Genomic DNA, 18097 nt, shown 5'->3' with positions numbered 1-18097 from the left:
GTGCGGCTTTTTTACATCTGTGCGGTATCAGCAAGGGGCGTCATCAGTACTGTGTGGGTCGCGCGCACATTGCCGTGCCGGGCGGCGACGTCCTTAAGCGCAGTGTGATATGCGTCAACAAAATACTGGCGATGGCTATCTGCAAGGCCATTTCCAGGAAATGGCGAGCTATTTGATCTGTATCAATATGCTCGCCCTGCAGCGACCGATAATGGTCTCGAACTCCTTGCCCTTCCAGTGGTCTGCATCGGCGTCGGCAGCATCGTGCCGGCGTCCCTTTGTGTGACGCAACAACGCTGGCCGTGGCGGGAGTTCACTTAATTATGGGGCTGCAGATCGAGCCACACGGCATACGACAGGCGCTTGCCGTGCCACAGTCCACCGCCGCGGATGACGGCGTCGCACGAGGTCAGCTGGCCGGCCAGCTCCTGGCGGCCCAGGTTGCGGTGCAGGCGCAGGGCGTCGTTCTGCGCCAGGTAGCCGACCAGCTCGCCATCGATGAAGACGGCGATGGCCTTGTCCTGGAACGGATGGGCATCGTCGCAGACGAGCAGGGCCAGGCATTTTTTTTCCGCATTGCCTGGGCCATGCTCACCTGCGAGCTTGGCGATAGCGGGCTGGTACATCGATTCGTTTTCCACTTCCGAAGCAAAGCGCCCCGCGTCGTTCCAGTGCTGCGCCGGGGCGCCAGGAGGAATCGCCGGCACGTACTGGCGCATCGAGAGCAGCGGCTGGTGCAGCGGTTTGACGGACGTGCGACCGCTGAAGACGTAGTACAGCAGGGCGATGACGATCACGATGGCAAGCAGGTAAAGCATGGTATCTCTCTGATTTCTGAAGGGGGTGAGCCGGGGGCGCAAACGCGCAGCGCGTCGCTGCCGCTACTATAGCAAGTTCGTCGTGCCGCCCAGAATAATCCTCGCTATGATGCGCCGTCGCCGATGGCCATCAACCATCAACCATCATCCACAATCAGCGTCAGCGTCAGCGCCTAGCGTTTCAGCGCCATCCCCACCGAGGCGGGCGCCGTGTGCTGGAAACCGAACTGCGCGTACAGCGCTTGCGCCTGGCCATCGCCGATGACCGTGCCCATGTCCACTACGGCGTCGCCGTAGAGTACTTGCACGGCAAACAGGGAGTTCGGCAAGCCCTTGGCCGCCGCTTCCGTGGTTTTCGCGCTCAGGCCGGCGGCGACGCGCAACTGCTGATAGGTGGCGAGCGGGGGAATGGCCAGGCGGGTGGTGTAGGGCGATGCTGCGATCAAGGCGCTCTCCTGCAAAAATGGATTGGAGCGGCAATGATAGGCGGCCAAGCGGCTCCGGGGCAGCACGCTATATTCGTCGCACCCTATGTCGTCCGGGGCACTTTTGCGCTATGGTGGCGTGATTCTTCTATTTGTTGAAAGCACGCCATGTCCGCAGGATTTACCGCCACCGAGTTGTCCGTTGTCAATCAAGACCACGCCCTGATCACCACCCTTGCCGCGGCGCCCGGCAAAGGCGAGCCCGTCTACCTGATGCTGCAGCGCGCCGAAGAATACGACGCGCAGGACGTGGCCATGGGTATGGACGAGCCGTACATCGAATACTGCGGCCAGCAATTTGCCTGGTACGGCCACATGCATGCCGTGATCTTGCATCCGAATCGCTTGTCGGTGCAGATGGATGCCGAGGCGGCCATGCAGATGGATGACGATGGCCAGATCGACGTGCGTTTTAATTTGACGCCGGAGCGCTACGCGCAGCTGCAACAGGCGCTGCGCACCACGTTCGAGGGCTGCGATTACTATCGCGAGGAACGGTGATTTACGTCGCCATCGTGCGCCTGGGCGCCGTGCAGGCCGGCTGACATGAAGGCGGTTGGCAGCAGCGGAAAAAAGCTGATGCATCGGGCCATGTCATTTCCCTTTCGACATGGCATCGGTCCGTCGCCATGGGCGACGGACCGGGACGGTATTGCAGCAGCCAGTTAGGCTGAGAGTTCTCCGCGGATGATTGCTGCGCCTGCACTGAGCGCATTTAATTTGCCTCTTGCTACTTGGCGCGACAACGGTGCCATGCCACAGTTGGTGCTAGGGTAGAGCTTGTCGGCATCGACAAAGCGTAGCGCTTTGCGCAGGGTGTTGGCTACTTCCTCCGGTGTTTCTATGGTATTACTTGCCACGTCAATCGCCCCTACCATCACTTTTTTTCCGCGAATGAGTTCAATCAGGTCAATGGGGACACGCGAGTTGTGGCATTCCAGCGAGATGATATCGATGTTCGATTTCTGCAGCTTGGGAAACGATTCTTCATATTGGCGCCATTCGGACCCCAGCGTATTTTTCCAATCAGTATTGGCTTTGATGCCGTAACCATAGCAAATATGTACGGCAGTTTCGCATTTGAGCCCTTCAATCGCCCTTTCCAAGGTAGCAATCCCCCAGTCATTGACTTCGTCAAAGAAGACATTGAATGCGGGTTCGTCAAACTGGATGATGTCGACGCCAGCAGCCTCTAATTCTTTGGCTTCTTGATTGAGGATTTTAGCAAATTCCCAGGCCAGTTTTTCGCGGCTCTTATAGTGGCTGTCATATAGCGTATCAATCATCGTCATCGGACCTGGCAAGGCCCATTTAATCGCTTGCTTGGTTTGCTGTCGTAAAAATTTGGCGTCTTCCACAAAAACCGGCTTCTGGCGACTCACTGCGCCAACGACTGTCGGCACAACCGCGTCATAGCGATCACGAATTCTGACAGTCTCGCGTTTTTCGAAATCAACGCCATTCAGGTGCTCAATAAACGTGGTGACAAAATGCTGGCGCGTCTGCTCGCCATCACTGACGATATCAATGCCTGCTTGCTGCTGTTCCTGCAGTGACAAACGTAAAGCATCTTGTTTGCCCTCAATTAATTCCTCGTCTTGTAATTTCCAAGGCGACCACAGTTTTTCAGGTTGTGCAAGCCAAGAAGGTTTGGGCAAGCTGCCGGCAGTTGAAGTAGGTAATAATTTTTTCATGATAAATTTTTCGTGTATTTTGCTTAATGCGAGAGCGTGCTGGCAGCCCATTGTTCGAGAATATTTTTGTAGGGCTTGATGAAGTGCTCCTCCGTATATTTTCCCTGCTTGACAGCGAGTTGGCTGCGCTCTTCTCTATCATAGACAATTTGCGTCAATGAATAATCCTGATTCTTTAAGCTAGGCTGGTAATGCTTTCCCGCCGCAGAATTGGCATTGTAAATTTCAGGCCGGTAAATCTTTTGAAACGTTTCCATCGTGCTGATGGTGCCGATAAGCTCAAGATTGGTGTAGTCAGCAAGCAGGTCGCCGATAAAATAGAAAGCCAAAGGGGCAGAACTATTAGGCGGCATAAAATAGCGAACTTGCATACCCATTTTTTCAAAATACTCATCCGTCGGGGAAAATTCATTTTGCTGATACTCAATGCCCAGTATCGGGTGCTGATTTTCAGTTCGATGATAAGTCTTGCTGCTCGATGCGCTGATACAGATAACAGGTGGCTTGTTGAAACGCTCCTGGTAAGCATTTGATTTGACGAAGTGTTTGAATAGCTTTCCATGAAAATCGCCGAAATTCTCCGGAGTGCCAAATGCTGATTTATTATTGTTATGCTCTGGCAGCAGCACACTGAAGTCGTAATCGCGCACGTAAGAGGAAAAATTATTCCCGGCGATGCCATCAATGCGTTCCTTGGTTTTTTTGTCTATGATATTCGGTTTCAATATCTCAATCAATGGCAGTACGTCATTGCCGCCTTCAACATCAATATTCATCTCGACGGAAATGATTTCCAGTTCTACCGAGTAGCGATCTCCCTTCGGGTTATCCCAGTGCGCCAAGTTATTGAAGCGATTTTCAATCATCCTCAGGGTATTGCGCAAGTTTTCTTGGCGACTCTTTCCTCTGGCTAAATTGGCGAAGTTGGTCGTCAGGCGCGTATTTTCCGATGGATGATAGTTTTCATCGAAAGAAATGCTCTTGATGTTAAATGTGAAATCTTTGCTCATTGTGATCTGGTGTCCTAATTTCTGCGGGAAAATATGAATTTGAGTATTGAGATGTCTGTTTTTATTGATAGTTTTACAATCTTATTTGCAATTCTTCTCGCGTGCCATTCTTGCTCCTGTGCGTGCTAATCGAGACGTGCCGCTGTCTGCTGCGAGTGACCAGCGTTCTTTATCACCCGCCAGGCGGCAATCCGATGCTCCTTCGCTTCAGGCCGCAATCAACTCCTCGGCGGCGGCAGATCTTGCACGGCGCGTCAACTCGATCAATGGCAATGCCCGTTGGACTGCCAGTGCGGCCCGCCCGATCAGGGCCGCGTCCTGCAGACGGTAGTCGAGGAAATCCTTATCGGTCGCGTACACGCCCAGCGGCAAGGTGCGTGCCTGGAAGAAGCTGAACAGTGGTCGCAACTGGTGCTCGATCACCAGGGCATGGCGCTCGCTGCCGCCGGTGGCTGCCAACAGGACGGGTTTGTCGATCAAGGCATCTTGATGAATGAAGTCGAAGAAGTGCTTGAACAGTCCCGTGTAGGCGCCGCGGAAGACCGGTGTTGTCACCACCAGGATGTCAGCTTGCTCGACCGCTGCAAGTTCGCGCTCCACGTTGTCGGGCAGTTGGGAGCGCCAGAGCGCGCCCGCAAGCTGTGGTGCCAACTGACCCAGTTCAACCAGGCGTAGTTCGCAGGCGACTTCGTCGGCGATCAGGTCCAGCAGGTGCTCGGCCAGGGCGGTAGCCTTGGAAGGGCGTTGCATCCCGCCGGAAACGGCGACTAAGCGCAGTGGACGTGTCATGTTTGCTTTCATGTAGATGGATCTGTACGGCGCCGGGAAATCCGCGCGGCCTGGCCCTGGGTTTCTCCTGCTCCAGCGTGTCGGCCAGATCGACGCTGCGCATCACGGCCGCTCATCCGAGCTGATGCATGCTGGCCCATGAGCGCTGCGCAAGATGCGAGCACCACGGGGTACATGATAGCGCTGAGTATCCATGAAGCATAATGGTCATATTTCATGCATATATGAAAATGATTCATTCAGATGCTTGAGCGCATCCACCTAACCATCGTCCAGCAGGTCGAGAAACTTGGCCCGACGCTGATGTGAGCGTCAAGCAGAAGTGCCAGTTTGGCGCGCTAGGCGCGCTCAACGCCTGGACATCGACAAGCAGTTCCTGTTACCGCTCGGTGTCACGCCCAAGCGCCACAAAGCCATTGAAACCATCGAAACCATCGACATCATGCTGCAGTGGTGGCCAGTGGACGCTGCGTGTCGGCCCTGCCGCGTTGGCTGGTCGAGCAATATGCGAGCAAGATGGACGTGGTGCCGGCACCTGGCACGGCTGGGTGTGGGCGGCGTCGCCAAGCTGATCTTTTGTCGCGCTAGTAATTGCCGATGTCACGTTTTTCTCCAAAATGTTTGGAGGGTTGCATCGGAGGTGGCGCCAAGGTTACACAAAACTTGACCAAGAACGTCAGCAGTTTTTCGGGCTTGATCAGCAATGTGGGGATTGAACAGACAAGAAAAAAGCCACTAAATCCTTGATTTTATTGGATTTAGTGGCTTTATCGGCACTTCTTCGATTTGTCTGGTGGTGCCGGGAGCCGGAATCGAACCGGCACGCTGTTTCCAGCGCGGGATTTTGAGTCCCGTGCGTCTACCTATTCCGCCATCCCGGCAACGCGAGACGCATTATGGCTGATCTGTCACAATCTGGCAAGTTTTATGCTTGAAAAGTATTTTACACATGCATTGGTGCTCTTTGACGACGCCAATTCCAGCGCAGCTGTTCGCGTGCCATGGCGCGTTACTGTGCTGGTGCACGGCGGCGCGCAAGCCGTGGCCTGTGTGGTGGGCTGGCAAGTATCGAAACGCCTGGCCACGCCGGACGGGATCGCCCGGCGCTGACCCTGGCTGCCTATGCCTGCAGTGTCAGCCGTGGCACGGCGCTGCTCGCCGATGGTGGCGTGTCCAGCGTGCGCGCGTAAGGCGTGCGTCACGCAAAGCCGCCATCAAAACGCCGACGGCCCGGGGATGAGCCGGGCCGTCGGTGTCTTGCAGCTTGCGTTACATCAAGTTCAGTTGTGAGCCGAGTTCAGCTGACGCGCGATGATGTCGTGGTTTAGCCAGACGACGGGCGCTTGCGGCTCCGACATGGCGTGGAACATCAGCGGGCCCGTGCCTTCCAGCACCAGCGAGCTCAGCTGATCGGTGATCAGTTCCTTGCGCTCTTTGTGCAGCTTGGTGATGTCGTCCGAGGTGCCGATCATGACCTCGGCCAGCTCCGGCGTGTTGTCCATCGGCCAGGCAGCGAAGTTGCGGAACTGCACGCTGGTGGCGTCGCCATTGTAGGCGGCGATACGGTCGAGCAAGTCTTGCAGCGAGACGCCGTCTTCCAGCAAGCCCTGGCAGATTTTCCATTGCTCTTCGGCCCAGGCTGCGCCGCCTTCTTTTTTCAGCGCATCGAGCAGGGGGAACAGCGACAGTTCCACGCCCGCAAAAATGTCGGACGAATTGGTGCGGATTTCCGGGCAATTGAAGACGGTGGCCTTGATGCCTTTTTCCCACGCAGCCTTGGCCACGTTTTCCAGGCGCATCTTGGCCAGGCCTTGCGTGTAGTTGCTATACGTTTGCCACTGGTATGTACCGTCGATCAGGATTTCGGTGCCGTGGTAGCCGTAGGCGCTGTAGCGCACCTGGCCACCCGTTTGCTCGAGGCGTGCGCGGATGGCGGCGCTGCCGTCGATCAGGTGCTGCAGGGTGTTGGCCGTGACTTCGTCGAAGTTCATCAGGATCAGCTTGCCCAGGTCGCTGTCGAGCAGGGCGCGCGAGGACATGAAGCGCTCGCCGCGGCCTTTGTAGACGCGGTTGGCGATGGCCAGGAAGACTTTGACTTTCGGAATGCCACCGGCCATGGTGTGGGCGAAATACGCATTGCTGCCATCAGGAATCAGGCTGTCCAGTTCGGCCATGGCTTTCGCCACGGAAGCGCTGAAGCGGGCGATGCCGGCTTCGCGGCAGCGTTCGATCTGCGCCCAGTCCAGCTTGTCTTCCTGCCAGCTCTTCAGGGTCATACCGGCCAGCAGGGCCGTCGGCGTCGGTTCGCCGGCTGGCGCGTCGAGGTCGAAACCGGCCATCAGCGGCACATTGATGATGCGCCCGCCCAGGTTGGCTTCGGCTTCTGCCAGCTCTTCCGCGTTCAGTGGGCGCAGCGCCAGGTTTTCATCGCGGCGCCCGACCGTCATGCCGACGATATTCATGCCCGCCTTGCGCGCTTCGTCCAGCAAGCCATTCACATAGCCGCGGCCGAACAGCTCGCCGAACAGCACAAAGGTGTCGCCCTTGCGGAAGATATTTTTTTGCGGGATGTCTCTTAAGGACGTAATCTCGGTCATGGTGTCAATTCATTCAAAAATTAGCAGGACAGACGGTTACATGCGCTGCCTGCTGGTTCAACATAATGTCAAATGATGCGCCATTTCAGCGGCGAAAATCCTGTTGCAAACGATTCTCGTCTGGAATGGCATCGTCTTTTTCGTGCAGCTCTTATTCTTTCGCCATGGCGTATTTTACGCTGCTCCGGCGCACAGCACCCGCAGACTGGCCTGGCAGGCGCCGATATTACCTCAGCTTGGCCTTGCCGGTCAGCAAAATTGATCTAAAACAAATCCTGCTGCCCCGACACCAGGCGCGAAAAATCGTCGCCCAGGAAAGGCAGTATCGCGTCGGCCACCGGCTGCAACTGGCGCGTCAGGTAGTGCTGGTAATCGATGGGCGAGCGCTGCGTTTCCAGCGGTTCCGGCCCTGCCACCGTGATCACATAGCTGATCCAGCCGCCATTTTGGTACTGCAGTGGCCGGCCCTGCGCCAGATTGTAGGCGTCGGCCGTGCGCGCCGCGCGCACATGGGGCGGCACGTTGCGCTGGTAATCGTCGAGCGGACGGCGCAATCGCTTGCGGTAGACCAATAAGGCGTCGCATTCGCCGCGCAGCGTGCGCGCCACGTAGTGGCGCACATAGTCTTGGTAGGCGGCGCGCTGGAAGATGCGCCGGTACAACTCTTGCTGGAATTGCTGTGCCAGCGGCGTCCAGTCGCTGCGCACCGTTTCCAGGCCCTTGTAGACCATCGCCTCGCTGCCGTCGGGCTTGCCCACCAGGCCGGCGTAGCGCTTCTTGCTGCCTTCTTCCGAGCCACGGATGGTGGGCATCAGGAAACGCCGGTAATGCGTCTCGAATTCCAGTTCCAGCGCATTGTCCAGGCCGAACTCATCGCGTAAATGCCGCTCCCACCAGGCATTCACGTGCGTCACCAGGGCGCGCCCGATCTTGCCCGCTTCTGCATCGCTATGCGCCGTTTTCAGCCACACAAACGTCGAATCCGTGTCGCCATAGATGACCTGGTAGCCCTGTTCGGTGATCAGCTCGCGCGTGCGGTGCATGATGTCGTGGCCGCGCAGGGTGATCGACGAGGCCAGGCGCGGGTCGAAAAAGCGGCAGCCGCTCGAGCCCAGCACGCCATAGAACGCGTTCATGATGATCTTTAACGCTTGCGACAGCGGCGCGTTGCGCTCGCGCTTGGCCGCCTCGCGCCCCTGCCATACCTGTTGCACGATGGCGGGCAGGCAGTGTTTCAGGCGTGAAAATTGCGCGCCCCGGTAGCCGGGCACGGTTTGTGCCTCGTCGCCACGCGTACCCACCACCAGGCCCACGGGGTCGATCAGGAAAGTGCGGATGATGGATGGGTACAGGCTTTTATAGTCTAGCACCAGCACGGAATCGTACAAGCCCGACTGGGAATCCATGACGAAGCCGCCCGGACTGTTTTCGCCGCTGACATCGCCCAGGTTGGGCGCCACGTAACCTTGCCGGTGCATCAGCGGCAAGTACAGGTGCTCGAAGGCGGCTACGGAGCCGCCGCTGCGGTCGGCCGCCAGGCCTGTGACGCTGGCCCGTTCCAACAAAAACGTCAGCAACTCGGTCTTGGCGAAGATGCGCGTGACCAGTTCGCAATCCTTGAGGTTGTAGCGCGCCAGTGCCGGTTTATCCTCACGGAAACGCCGGTCGATCTCGGCCATGCGCTGGTAGGGATTGTCGATGGACTTGCCTTCACCGAGCAGTGTCTGTGCCACGTTTTCCAGGCTGAACGAGGAAAAGTTCCACGTCGCCGACTTCAACGCTTCGATGCCGTCGATGATCAGCCGGCCTGCGGCGGCGGCAAAATAGTGTTCTTGCTTGTCGCCATGCTCGCGCCATTCCATGACGGCGCCACCGCGTCCCAGTCGCAAGGGCACACGGTAGCGCTCGGCGTGCTGGCGCAGCACGCGCAAGTCGAATTGCACCAGGTTCCAGCCGATGATGGCGTCTGGATCATGCTCTTCCATCCACGTGTTCAGGCGTTCAAGGATCTGGGCGCGGCTGTCGCAGTATTCGAGGTCGAAATCGAGTGCCTCGTCACCGCCGTTTGGCGGCCCCAACATATAAACCTGGCGCTGGCCGCAGCCTTCCAGGGCCAGCGAATACAGTTCGCCGTACGCCGTCGTTTCGATGTCGAGCGACACTAGTTTCAAGTTCGGGCGGTAGCCGGGCGCCGGCTTCAGCTGTACTGCCTGCGATGTTTCCTCACTGAACGACACCGGCGCCGTAATGAAGCGCTCCATCAGATAGCGCTCGGGCGGGCGGATATCGGCTTCATACACGTCGATACCATGGGCGCGCAGCTGCTTTTCCAGCTTCAGCAAATGTCGGTATTGCTTGCAGTACAAGCCCAGCACGGGGCGATGTTGGAAGTCGCACAGCGACAGCGCTCGCAGCTCGGCGTGGCGCTCGCCGCGCAGCAGCAGTTGCGCCTGCTCGCGCTGCGCCATGGGAAGAAAGGCGACCGCCGTCTGTACGGGCAGGCGCACGTGGCGGGGACCGGCATCTGTTGCCAGCCAGAAATCGACCTGCGTACCGGCGCTGGTGTCGTGCCAGTGGCGGGTCAGGATAAAGCCCTGTGTGGGAGGGAGTGCGGTGCTGTCCATGCCTTGGTGTCCGTGTCGTGCCCGATAGTGTGGCACCGGCCTGCACATTACAGCAAGCCGGTGCCGTGCGCGATGGGATGCGGCTATAATTTTTAGTATCGAAGACGATAACAAGAGCGCATCGCGCCATTACCCTGGAGACAGCATGCAAGCACTGAGTTATGTACATGGCGCCCACGAGACGCCGTTGATCGGCGCAACGATAGGCGCTTACCTGGACGGCGTCGCCGCCCGCTACGGCCAGCATGATGCGCTGATCGTGGCGCACCAGAACGTGCGCTGGACGTATCTGCAATTCCAGCAGCGCGTGCACCGCCTGGCTGCCGGCTTGCTTAAGCTGGGCTTGCAGCCGGGCGACAGAATCGGCATCTGGTCGCAAAACTGTGCCGAATGGGTGCTGACGCAGTTTGCTACGGCGAAAGCCGGCTTGATCATGGTCAATATCAATCCCGCCTACCGCCGCTCGGAACTCGAATATGTGCTCGACAAGGTGCAGTGCAGCGCGCTGATCGTCTCGCCCAGCTTCAAGTCCAGCGATTACCTGGCCATCGTGCAGGACGTGGTGCCGGAAATCGCCGGTTCGCGTGCCGGTGCGCTGCGCTCGTCGCGCCTGCCCCAATTGCGCCATGTGATACGCCTGGGCGCGGCTGCCACGCCGGGCATGCACAACTTCGATGCCTTGATGGAGGGCATCTCCGACGCCGACCTCGCGCACCTGGAAGAAGTCAGCGCCACTTTGCAGTTTGACGACGCCGTCAATATTCAGTTCACTTCCGGCACCACGGGCGCGCCCAAGGGCGCGACCCTGACGCATCACAATATTATCAATAACGGTTTTTTCATCGGCGAGGCCATGCGCCTTACCGAACACGATCGCCTGTGCATCCCCGTCCCCCTATACCACTGCTTTGGCATGGTGCTGGGCAACCTGGCTTGCGTCACGCATGGCGCGGCCATGGTGTTCCCGGGTGAAGGTTTCGACCCGAAGAGCGTGTTGGGCACGGTGCAGGCCGAGCGTTGCACCGGCTTGCATGGCGTGCCCACCATGTTCATCGCCATCCTCGATCACCCGGATTTCAAGCAATATGACCTGTCGACCTTGCGTACCGGCATCATGGCTGGCTCGCCGTGTCCGATGGAAGTCATGACGCGCGTCATCGAGTTGATGCACATGGCGGAAATCACGATTGCGTATGGCATGACGGAAACCTCGCCCGTCAGTTTCCAGACCTCCATCGATGATCCGCGCGCCATGCGCGTCGCCTCCATTGGTCGCGTCCATCCGCATCTGGAAGTGAAAATCATCGATGCGCAAGGGCGCATCGTGCCACGCGGCGAGAAGGGCGAATTACTCACGCGTGGCTATTCCGTGATGCAGGGTTACTGGGGCGATCCTGAAAAAACCAGGGAAGCCATCGACACGGCGCGCTGGATGCACACGGGCGACCTGGCCGTCATCGATGACAAGGGCTTTTGCAGCATCGTCGGCCGCTCGAAAGATATGGTCATCCGTGGTGGCGAAAACATCTACCCGCGCGAGGTCGAGGAATTCCTGTACCGCCACCCGAGCGTGCTCGACGTGCAATGCGTGGGGGTGCCTGATGCCAAGTATGGCGAAGAGTTGTGTGCCTGCATCATCTTGCGTCCTGGCATGCAGGCCAGCAGCGAGGATATCCGTGCCTTTTGCGACGGCCAGATCGCCTATTACAAGATTCCCCGCTACGTGCGTTTCGTCGAGCAATTCCCCATGACGGTGACGGGCAAGATTCAGAAATACCTGCTGCGCCAGCAGGTGGCGACCGACCTGGGCCTGGGCGCCGCGTAAGCGTTCACTTTTCTGGCGTATATAAAAAAGCACCGGGACGCTCAGCGAGCGTCCCGGTGTATTGCTTCGGCGCGCAGCTTAAGCCAGTTGTGCGTGCGCTGTGCGCGCTGGCGTGCGGCGGCGCATGCATGCCAGCAAGCCCAGGCCGGCCAGCAGCATGGCGTAGGTGCCTGGCTCCGGTACGGCCGAGACGGTGACGGCATTGAAGCCTTTGGCGCCGATCTCTACCTGCGAACCCCATGCGCTCTTGGCGCTGACGGAATTGGCCACCAGCGTGCCTTCCAGGTGGCCGGTACCGAAGAAGTCGCTGTTCGGTGCCAGGATGCTGCCCCAGCTGTAGGTCGTCAGGCTGGTGCTGGTGGCGTTCGCGAAATTGAACAGCGTGCGGTCAGCGAAATTGCTGAAGCTGGCGTAGCCGCCCGACAGGTTGATCTTGCTGGCGCCATCATTGATGATGATGTGGGCTGTGCTTTTGATCGTGGACAGGTCCAGGGTCAGGTTTTTCAGTGCATCGGAATCGATGTTGAAGATATTCACATCCGCATGGATATCACCACGCAGGGTGTAGCCATCGTTTTCCATGATGACGGTGCCCGTCGGTTTCAGCTTGGCAACATCCTTCGACAGGGTGGTCAACTGCTGCTTGGCCGCTGCAAAGTTCAGCGTCGAGGCATTGCCTTTGCTGAATGTGCCTTGTTCAAACCATTGCTGCGTCGATACCTTGGCGTTCTGCTGGCTAACGCCATACACAGCCTTGCCCAAGGCGCCGCCGTTGTAGATGGCACCCGTGCCGATGTTGAGATTGCCGCCCGTGACGATGCTTGGGGCGCCGGCGCCGGCCGTGCTTTTTTGGCCAACCGAAAAACTGCTCAGGTAAGCGTCGCCGCCGACTGCCAGGCGGCCTTCGACGTCATGGAAACCGGTGATGCCGCTGCCGCCAACGTTGCCGAAAATGAATGCCGAATAACCGTTCGCTGCGCCCAGGTTGATGTTCGTGCTTGCCGCCTGCGCGAAGGCGCTGCAGGAAAGGGCAAGTACGGTAGCGCTGATGACGGGCAGGCTGCGAGCGGTAATCGACAAGGATTTCATGGGTTTCTCATGGTAAGGAGTGAACGGATGGGGCGGGAGAGCAGGATGGCCGCCGTCGCGCTGATACGAATTATACATAAAAAGCAAGTTTCATTCACTAAAAGCAATAAAATATTTTATTTTGCAACTTATAGTGTTTTATTGATAAGCTGCTTGTGGGCATAAAAAAACCGGGACTGGCCCGGTTATGTTGCTATCTGACGCGCTGGTACAGGCGGAAACGCTCCACATTATCGGTGGGGCGGCGTCCCTCCCATAGCTTGATCCAGTCCGCGCCGTGATGCTCGGGCAGCTGTTCCTTGTTGTCTGGAACCTTGAGACTATCTTGCAACAAGAATACATCGCACTGCTGCTGGCCCAGCTTGGCAAATGGCAAGTGGCCGTAATAGGCGAACGAGGCGCGCTGGGCGGCACCGACGTTGCTGTTGATGCACGTGCTGCCTGGCGGCAGGTGGATGGAAATCTGCTGCGCCACGCTGGCGTAGCTCTTGCTGTAGTTCAGCTCGGGCAAGAACAGCGTCATGATCAGCACCCAGATCAGGATCAGCCCGCCGGACGACAGCACCACGGCGCGCCACAGCACGGCGGGCTGGCGCGAGATACGCCAGTGCACCAGCGCCACCCAGCCTGCGCTGGCGCAGGCGGCGACGAAGAAGGCCACCAGTTCCAGTTCAGGCTTAAATCCTGGCAACAGCTTCAATGCGTTGTACGCCAGGCGCGGCGGCCAGCCTGTCAGGGTGGCGAACCAGAATAGCCACAGCATGAGGCCGCAGATGGTCAGCACCATCACTGAGAACCAGTCGATGGCGTTGATGGCACCGCGTTTCATGGTCAGCAGGCCGAATGCGGCCATCACTGCCAGCGGCGGCAGCAGCGGCAGCAGCTGGCTCGGTTCGGGATCGGGGTGGCATAGCCCCAGGATGGCCAGCATGGCGACAAATGTGAGCGGCACGACAATGTGCAGCACATGGCGCTGGCGGCGCCAGGCGTACACGGCCCAGGCTGCGAACGGCCACGCGGGCCAGAAGAACCAGATGCCGACGCGTAAGAAATATTGCAGGCTTTTCAGGCTGGGTGGACTGAACTGGCGGCAGTTCCACTCCATCCATGCCTGCAGCGGCGAATGGCCGTAGGGCATCAGCAGTTCGCTAGGCAACAGCCAGACCAGGACCAGTGCGATGGCCGCGAGCACGGCCAGCGCCAGGTGGCGCACGCTGCGCAGTAGCGGCAGGCGCAGGAAGACGCTGCACAGCAGCAGGGCGATGCTCAGCGCCGCCGGCGTGATCCAGCCGCGCGTGAGGGTCAGGCCGCCCAGCGCCAGGCCCAGCAGGGCAGCATTGCGCACGGACGGGCCTTCCACATAGCGCACGGCGCGGTACAGCAGGTAGGCCATCAGGGAGACATAGAGCGCTTCGGCCGTGATGTCGTGGCTGTGCTGCAGCAAGCCCAGGCAGCCCAGGTAGATGAGCACGGCGGCATCGGCCAGGGTGCGGCCAAAATCGTCCGGCTCAGGCTGGCCGCCGAAGGCCAGGCGCAGGGGCTGGGCATCATTGCGACGTCCGAGGTTGAAGGCGGTGTACCAGACGGACACGGTACTGACGATGAAGATGCCGATGGTCGACATGCGCGCGCCAAAGACGTCGCCGTCGATCCAGCCGAACAGTTTGATGAAAATGGCACCCAGCCAGAAGGCCAGCGGGCCTTCCTCGGGCATCGATAGGCCGGCCACGTTGGGCCATAGCCAGTCGCTCAGGCCGCCATGCGCCATGGTCCACATGATGCCGAAACTGGCGGCATCATCGTTCTTCCACGGTTCGCGGCCGATCAGGCCAGGCAGAATGTACAGCAGGCCGAGCGCAAACAAGGCCCATCGTGGCAGCGCGAGTGTGGCAGCGGCAGGAAGGCGGACTGGCTTCATCGATAGTTGGTATCAGAATGGTGGCAAGATGCAACGAATGGCATCGGGTATGCGCGAGTATAAGGTAAAGCGGCCAAAGACAAAAAAGGCAGCCGTGGCTGCCTTTTTTCTGACAGCCGAAGCTGCCCTTTTTTGCCGCAAAGCGGCAAAAATCAGCCTGCTGCGACTGCGGTTTTCGAACCAACGGTACCGAACTTCTGACGGAACTTCTCGACGCGACCAGCGGTATCGACGATTTTGTGCTTGCCCGTGAAGAATGGGTGCGATTCAGCCGAAACCTCGATCTTCACCAGTGGGTATTCTTTACCGTCGTGGGTGATTTTTTCGCGGGTTTGGATGGTCGAGCGGGTAACGAATTTGAAATCGCACGACAGATCGTGGAAAACAACTTCGCGGTATTCTGGATGGGTATCGACTTTCATGGTCTTCTCTCTAGGTTGGTAGCCAAACAGCACTTCGTCGGTCGTCTTGCTTCTTGACCCGATTGCCGATCACTTGCCAGGGTTTAAAATAATGCAACCGCAGATTATATAGCGCTTTCTGGCGGCAGGCAATAAAAAAGCCGCTCAATGAGCGGCTTGCACCTACGTGAGAGGCGAGATAAAACCGTAGCGAGCAGGCCACAGTTGCGATTGGGTAGCGGAACTGTACTTTAGTACAGTGAGCAACGCAGATCGCAAATGTGGCCGCGCAGTAGGTTTTAGCCGCCTCTACGCATCATGTCGAAGAATTCGGCGTTGTTTTTGGTTGCCTTCATCTTGTCCAGAATGAACTCCATCGCCTCGATCTCGTCCATCGAGTACAGCAACTTGCGCAGGATCCAGATTTTTTGCAGCTCGTTTGGCTTGATCAGCAGTTCCTCGCGGCGGGTACCCGATTTGTTCAGGTTAATTGCCGGATAGACACGTTTCTCGGCCAGGCGGCGTTCCAGATGGACTTCCATGTTGCCGGTACCCTTGAATTCTTCAAAGATCACGTCATCCATGCGCGAACCCGTTTCGATCAGCGCCGTGGCGATGATGGTCAGCGAGCCGCCTTCTTCGATATTGCGCGCGGCGCCGAAGAAGCGTTTTGGACGTTGCAGGGCGTTCGCGTCGACACCACCGGTCAATACCTTGCCCGAGGCAGGGATGACGGTGTTGTAGGCGCGCGCCAGGCGGGTGATCGAGTCGAGCAGGATCACTACGTCTTTTTTCATTTCGACCAGGCGCTTGGCTTTTTCCAGCACCATCTCGGCCACTTGCACATGGCGCGTGGCTGGCTCGTCGAAGGTCGAGGCGACGACTTCGCCGCGCACCGAACGTTGCATTTCGGTAACTTCTTCCGGACGCTCGTCGATCAGCAGCACGATCAGCGTGATATCGGGATGATTTGCCGTGATCGCGTGGGCGATATGCTGCAGGATCACGGATTTACCGGATTTCGGCGATGCCACCAGCAAGCCGCGCTGGCCTTTGCCGATCGGGGCGATCAAGTCGATGATGCGGCCGGTGATGTTTTCCTGGCCATTCATTTCACGTTCCAGGCGCAGCGGCTCGTTCGGGTGCAGCGGCGTCAGGTTTTCAAACAGGATGCGGTGCTTCGACGCTTCCGGCGATTCGCCGTTAACCTTGTCTACTTTGACCAGTGCGAAATAGCGTTCGCCATCTTTCGGGGTCCTTACCTCGCCCTCGATCGAATCGCCGGTGTGCAGATTGAAGCGGCGGATTTGCGAAGGGGAGATGTAAATGTCGTCGGTGGACGCCATGTAGCTGGCGTCAGGCGAGCGCAGGAAGCCGAAGCCGTCTGGCAGCACTTCCAGGGCGCCGTCGCCAAAAATCTGTTCGCCGGACTTGGCGCGTTTTTTCAGGATAGCGAACATCAGCTCCTGTTTGCGCAAGCGGGCTGCGTTGTCAATGTCAAGACCGATCGCCATCTCAAGCAGGGCGGATACGTGTAGGGCCTTTAGTTCGGATAAATGCATATGTGTTGAGTGTCCCGAGACGGGATGTAAAGGTAGGGGAGGGGACTGCGTGGCGTTGATTAATTATTGGGGCAGGCTGTGCACGAATGATGGCAAAGCCGCTTCCCGGTCTATCCAGTCAGGCGGCGCTGCGGGCGCAGCGCTGCCTATCATACATTAAATGTTGCTGTCGACGAAAGCGGTCAACTGGCCCTTGGCCATGGCGCCCACTTTTTGGGCGGCTGCGACACCATCCTTGAACAGGATCAGGGTTGGGATGCCACGGATGCCGAACTTGGCAGGCACTGCCTGGTTGGCGTCCACGTCCATCTTGGCGATCACGATGCGGCCAGCATATTCCTTGGCTACTTCTTCCAGGATCGGACCGATGGCCTTGCAGGGACCGCACCATTCTGCCCAGAAGTCGACCAGTACTGGCAACTCGGATTTCAGGACGTCTGCTTCAAAAGATGCATCGCTAATGTGTTTGATATTTTCGCTCATATTTTCCTCAAATGAGGGTGGGATCAATAATGCCTGGAATTAACCATACGCTGGTTCGCCATCCATGCTTCCTGGAATGCAGCTAGCAGATGGGGACAATGGGCACAACTTCAATGTTCTTGGAGGGTGCGGCCAGAGGTATGCAGGCGGGGATGGCTGAAATAATAACCCATTTTTTCAAAGCGTGGCGATTATTGCAGAAAAACTTGCGCCATATTGCCGGCGCGCGTCCCGGCAATGCGGCAAAGCCGCATGCCTGCTCGCTTGCAGCGCCGTGCCCACCCTCCCGGCCAGCGTCCGCGCTCAGGCGTGTACGCTGGCCAGGCGGGCCGTGTGCTGCAGTTGCAAGTTCACCATAAGTTGCAATTCCGCACTTTCCATCGGCTTGCGGAAGGTGCCTAATATATGCAGGCCATTGGCCACGGCCAGGCGCTCGGCCGCCAGACGCACGGCCGAATGCAGGCCTGAGAGCAGGACCACGCCGCCGCGGAAGCCATTGTCGGCCGCCATGCGCAGGAATTCGATGCCGTCGACGTCGGGCATGGACAGGTCGCAGATCAGCAGGTCTGGCTGGTGCTGCTTGAGGGCCGCCAGCGCCCGTTCGCTGTGCGACTCGCAGCGGATGTCGAACGGCCCCATTTGTTCGAGCATGTCGCTGAGCACGTCAAGCATGAAGACATCGTCGTCCAGCAGCAGCACGCGCAACGGCGCCAGGCCTGCTTCGTCCTGTTCACGGCGTGCTTGGTTTGATACAGTATTCATCGTCCTGTCTTCCTATTGATATGTTGCATCGTTGTTGATG

At 58.3% G+C, this 18097-nt stretch carries 17 protein-coding genes, 1 tRNA gene and 1 pseudogene; 5 read left to right on the top strand and 14 right to left on the bottom strand.

What is annotated here, in order from left to right; genetic code table 11:
- Nucleotides 1-317: 317 nt before the first annotated feature.
- Both ACQ4V8_RS07015 and ACQ4V8_RS07010 read right to left on the bottom strand, forming a co-directional pair.
- Nucleotides 318-818 carry a hypothetical protein gene (locus tag ACQ4V8_RS07015; RefSeq protein WP_010401567.1) on the bottom strand — a complete coding sequence of 167 codons (501 nt, stop codon included), beginning with the start codon at nt 816-818 and terminating at the stop codon, nt 318-320.
- Nucleotides 819-991: 173 nt separating this feature from the next.
- Nucleotides 992-1264 (bottom strand): hypothetical protein, encoded by a 273-nt coding sequence (locus ACQ4V8_RS07010; RefSeq protein ID WP_436571136.1) that lies wholly within the window; start codon nt 1262-1264, stop codon nt 992-994.
- Between the two features lie 147 nt (nt 1265-1411).
- Between ACQ4V8_RS07010 and ACQ4V8_RS07005 the strand changes: the two genes are divergently transcribed.
- Nucleotides 1412-1804, top strand: coding sequence for an Imm10 family immunity protein (locus ACQ4V8_RS07005; protein WP_010401563.1), 393 nt, complete (start codon nt 1412-1414; stop codon nt 1802-1804).
- Nucleotides 1805-1968: 164 nt separating this feature from the next.
- On the opposite strand, the gene ACQ4V8_RS07000 is transcribed toward ACQ4V8_RS07005, so the two are convergent.
- The 3 genes from ACQ4V8_RS07000 to msuE all read right to left on the bottom strand — a co-directional run bounded on the left by ACQ4V8_RS07000 (nt 1969) and on the right by msuE (nt 4796).
- Nucleotides 1969-2997: a methionine synthase gene (locus ACQ4V8_RS07000; protein ID WP_010401562.1), complete on the bottom strand. Its 1029-nt coding sequence runs from the start codon at nt 2995-2997 to the stop codon at nt 1969-1971.
- A 23-nt stretch (nt 2998-3020) separates the two neighbouring features.
- Complete coding sequence (locus tag ACQ4V8_RS06995; protein WP_070346180.1) at nt 3021-4007, bottom strand: DUF1852 domain-containing protein; 987 nt, start codon at nt 4005-4007, stop codon at nt 3021-3023.
- 207 nt (nt 4008-4214) lie between these two features.
- Complete coding sequence (gene msuE, locus ACQ4V8_RS06990) at nt 4215-4796, bottom strand: FMN reductase (RefSeq protein ID WP_010401558.1); 582 nt, start codon at nt 4794-4796, stop codon at nt 4215-4217.
- 349 nt (nt 4797-5145) lie between these two features.
- Here msuE and ACQ4V8_RS06985 point away from each other — a divergent pair.
- Nucleotides 5146-5382: pseudogene (locus ACQ4V8_RS06985) on the top strand (type 2 periplasmic-binding domain-containing protein); the annotation flags it as partial.
- 208 nt (nt 5383-5590) lie between these two features.
- On the opposite strand, the gene ACQ4V8_RS06980 reads toward ACQ4V8_RS06985, so the two are convergent.
- Nucleotides 5591-5677 (bottom strand) — tRNA-Leu (locus tag ACQ4V8_RS06980).
- Between the two features lie 46 nt (nt 5678-5723).
- On the opposite strand from ACQ4V8_RS06980, the gene ACQ4V8_RS06975 reads away from it, so the two are divergent.
- Nucleotides 5724-5906 carry a hypothetical protein gene (locus ACQ4V8_RS06975; RefSeq protein ID WP_436571135.1) on the top strand — a complete coding sequence of 61 codons (183 nt, stop codon included), beginning with the start codon at nt 5724-5726 and terminating at the stop codon, nt 5904-5906.
- Between the two features lie 170 nt (nt 5907-6076).
- Here the strand turns inward: ACQ4V8_RS06975 and ACQ4V8_RS06970 are convergent, their stop codons facing one another.
- Nucleotides 6077-7393, bottom strand: a complete 1317-nt coding sequence (locus tag ACQ4V8_RS06970) for an enoyl ACP reductase FabMG family protein (protein ID WP_436571134.1) — start codon at nt 7391-7393, stop codon at nt 6077-6079.
- A 103-nt stretch (nt 7394-7496) separates the two neighbouring features.
- On the opposite strand from ACQ4V8_RS06970, the gene ACQ4V8_RS06965 reads away from it, so the two are divergent.
- Nucleotides 7497-7655, top strand: coding sequence for a hypothetical protein (locus ACQ4V8_RS06965; protein WP_196854919.1), 159 nt, complete (start codon nt 7497-7499; stop codon nt 7653-7655).
- Nucleotide 7656: 1 nt separating this feature from the next.
- Here ACQ4V8_RS06965 and ACQ4V8_RS06960 read toward each other — a convergent pair whose 3' ends face one another.
- A complete protein-coding gene (locus tag ACQ4V8_RS06960; protein WP_436571133.1) occupies nt 7657-10017 on the bottom strand; it encodes a DNA polymerase II in 2361 nt (786 codons plus the stop codon).
- Nucleotides 10018-10162: 145 nt separating this feature from the next.
- Between ACQ4V8_RS06960 and ACQ4V8_RS06955 the strand changes: the two genes are divergently transcribed.
- On the top strand, nt 10163-11842 hold the full coding sequence (locus ACQ4V8_RS06955) for an AMP-binding protein (RefSeq protein WP_010401550.1): 1680 nt from the start codon (nt 10163-10165) through the stop codon (nt 11840-11842).
- Between the two features lie 78 nt (nt 11843-11920).
- Here the strand turns inward: ACQ4V8_RS06955 and ACQ4V8_RS06950 are convergent, their stop codons facing one another.
- The 6 genes from ACQ4V8_RS06950 to ACQ4V8_RS06925 form a co-directional block, all read right to left on the bottom strand.
- A complete protein-coding gene (locus tag ACQ4V8_RS06950; RefSeq protein ID WP_436571132.1) occupies nt 11921-12931 on the bottom strand; it encodes a choice-of-anchor A family protein in 1011 nt (336 codons plus the stop codon).
- Nucleotides 12932-13124: 193 nt separating this feature from the next.
- Complete coding sequence (locus tag ACQ4V8_RS06945) at nt 13125-14849, bottom strand: ArnT family glycosyltransferase (protein WP_010401546.1); 1725 nt, start codon at nt 14847-14849, stop codon at nt 13125-13127.
- Nucleotides 14850-15001: 152 nt separating this feature from the next.
- Nucleotides 15002-15271, bottom strand: a complete 270-nt coding sequence (locus ACQ4V8_RS06940; RefSeq protein WP_010401544.1) for a type B 50S ribosomal protein L31 — start codon at nt 15269-15271, stop codon at nt 15002-15004.
- Between the two features lie 278 nt (nt 15272-15549).
- The gene (gene rho, locus ACQ4V8_RS06935) at nt 15550-16812 is read right to left on the bottom strand and encodes a transcription termination factor Rho (RefSeq protein WP_010401543.1); all 1263 of its coding nucleotides are present in this window, start codon (nt 16810-16812) and stop codon (nt 15550-15552) included.
- A 156-nt stretch (nt 16813-16968) separates the two neighbouring features.
- Nucleotides 16969-17295: a thioredoxin TrxA gene (gene trxA, locus ACQ4V8_RS06930; RefSeq protein WP_010401542.1), complete on the bottom strand. Its 327-nt coding sequence runs from the start codon at nt 17293-17295 to the stop codon at nt 16969-16971.
- Between the two features lie 303 nt (nt 17296-17598).
- Nucleotides 17599-18057, bottom strand: a complete 459-nt coding sequence (locus tag ACQ4V8_RS06925) for a response regulator (RefSeq protein ID WP_010401541.1) — start codon at nt 18055-18057, stop codon at nt 17599-17601.
- Nucleotides 18058-18097: the final 40 nt, after the last annotated feature.

It is taken from the genome of Janthinobacterium paucivorans (assembly GCF_051380805.1).
Classification (GTDB): Bacteria; Pseudomonadota; Gammaproteobacteria; order Burkholderiales; family Burkholderiaceae_D; genus Janthinobacterium; species Janthinobacterium lividum_D.
This window is presented reverse-complemented; position numbering and strand designations above follow the sequence as displayed.

What these genes read in the sequence shown, in the direction of transcription:
- trxA (WP_010401542.1), bottom strand. Translation starts at nt 17,295, where the DNA reads ATGAGCGAAAATATCAAACACATTAGCGATGCATCTTTTGAAGCAGAC.
- ACQ4V8_RS07000 (WP_010401562.1), bottom strand. Translation starts at nt 2,997, where the DNA reads ATGAAAAAATTATTACCTACTTCAACTGCCGGCAGCTTGCCCAAACCT.
- ACQ4V8_RS06945 (WP_010401546.1), bottom strand. Translation starts at nt 14,849, where the DNA reads ATGAAGCCAGTCCGCCTTCCTGCCGCTGCCACACTCGCGCTGCCACGA.
- ACQ4V8_RS06975 (WP_436571135.1), top strand. Translation starts at nt 5,724, where the DNA reads ATGCTTGAAAAGTATTTTACACATGCATTGGTGCTCTTTGACGACGCC.
- ACQ4V8_RS06955 (WP_010401550.1), top strand. Translation starts at nt 10,163, where the DNA reads ATGCAAGCACTGAGTTATGTACATGGCGCCCACGAGACGCCGTTGATC.
- rho (WP_010401543.1), bottom strand. Translation starts at nt 16,812, where the DNA reads ATGCATTTATCCGAACTAAAGGCCCTACACGTATCCGCCCTGCTTGAG.
- ACQ4V8_RS07005 (WP_010401563.1), top strand. Translation starts at nt 1,412, where the DNA reads ATGTCCGCAGGATTTACCGCCACCGAGTTGTCCGTTGTCAATCAAGAC.
- msuE (WP_010401558.1), bottom strand. Translation starts at nt 4,796, where the DNA reads ATGACACGTCCACTGCGCTTAGTCGCCGTTTCCGGCGGGATGCAACGC.
- ACQ4V8_RS06950 (WP_436571132.1), bottom strand. Translation starts at nt 12,931, where the DNA reads ATGAAATCCTTGTCGATTACCGCTCGCAGCCTGCCCGTCATCAGCGCT.
- ACQ4V8_RS06925 (WP_010401541.1), bottom strand. Translation starts at nt 18,057, where the DNA reads ATGAATACTGTATCAAACCAAGCACGCCGTGAACAGGACGAAGCAGGC.
- ACQ4V8_RS06995 (WP_070346180.1), bottom strand. Translation starts at nt 4,007, where the DNA reads ATGAGCAAAGATTTCACATTTAACATCAAGAGCATTTCTTTCGATGAA.
- ACQ4V8_RS06940 (WP_010401544.1), bottom strand. Translation starts at nt 15,271, where the DNA reads ATGAAAGTCGATACCCATCCAGAATACCGCGAAGTTGTTTTCCACGAT.
- ACQ4V8_RS06970 (WP_436571134.1), bottom strand. Translation starts at nt 7,393, where the DNA reads ATGACCGAGATTACGTCCTTAAGAGACATCCCGCAAAAAAATATCTTC.
- ACQ4V8_RS06960 (WP_436571133.1), bottom strand. Translation starts at nt 10,017, where the DNA reads ATGGACAGCACCGCACTCCCTCCCACACAGGGCTTTATCCTGACCCGC.
- ACQ4V8_RS07015 (WP_010401567.1), bottom strand. Translation starts at nt 818, where the DNA reads ATGCTTTACCTGCTTGCCATCGTGATCGTCATCGCCCTGCTGTACTAC.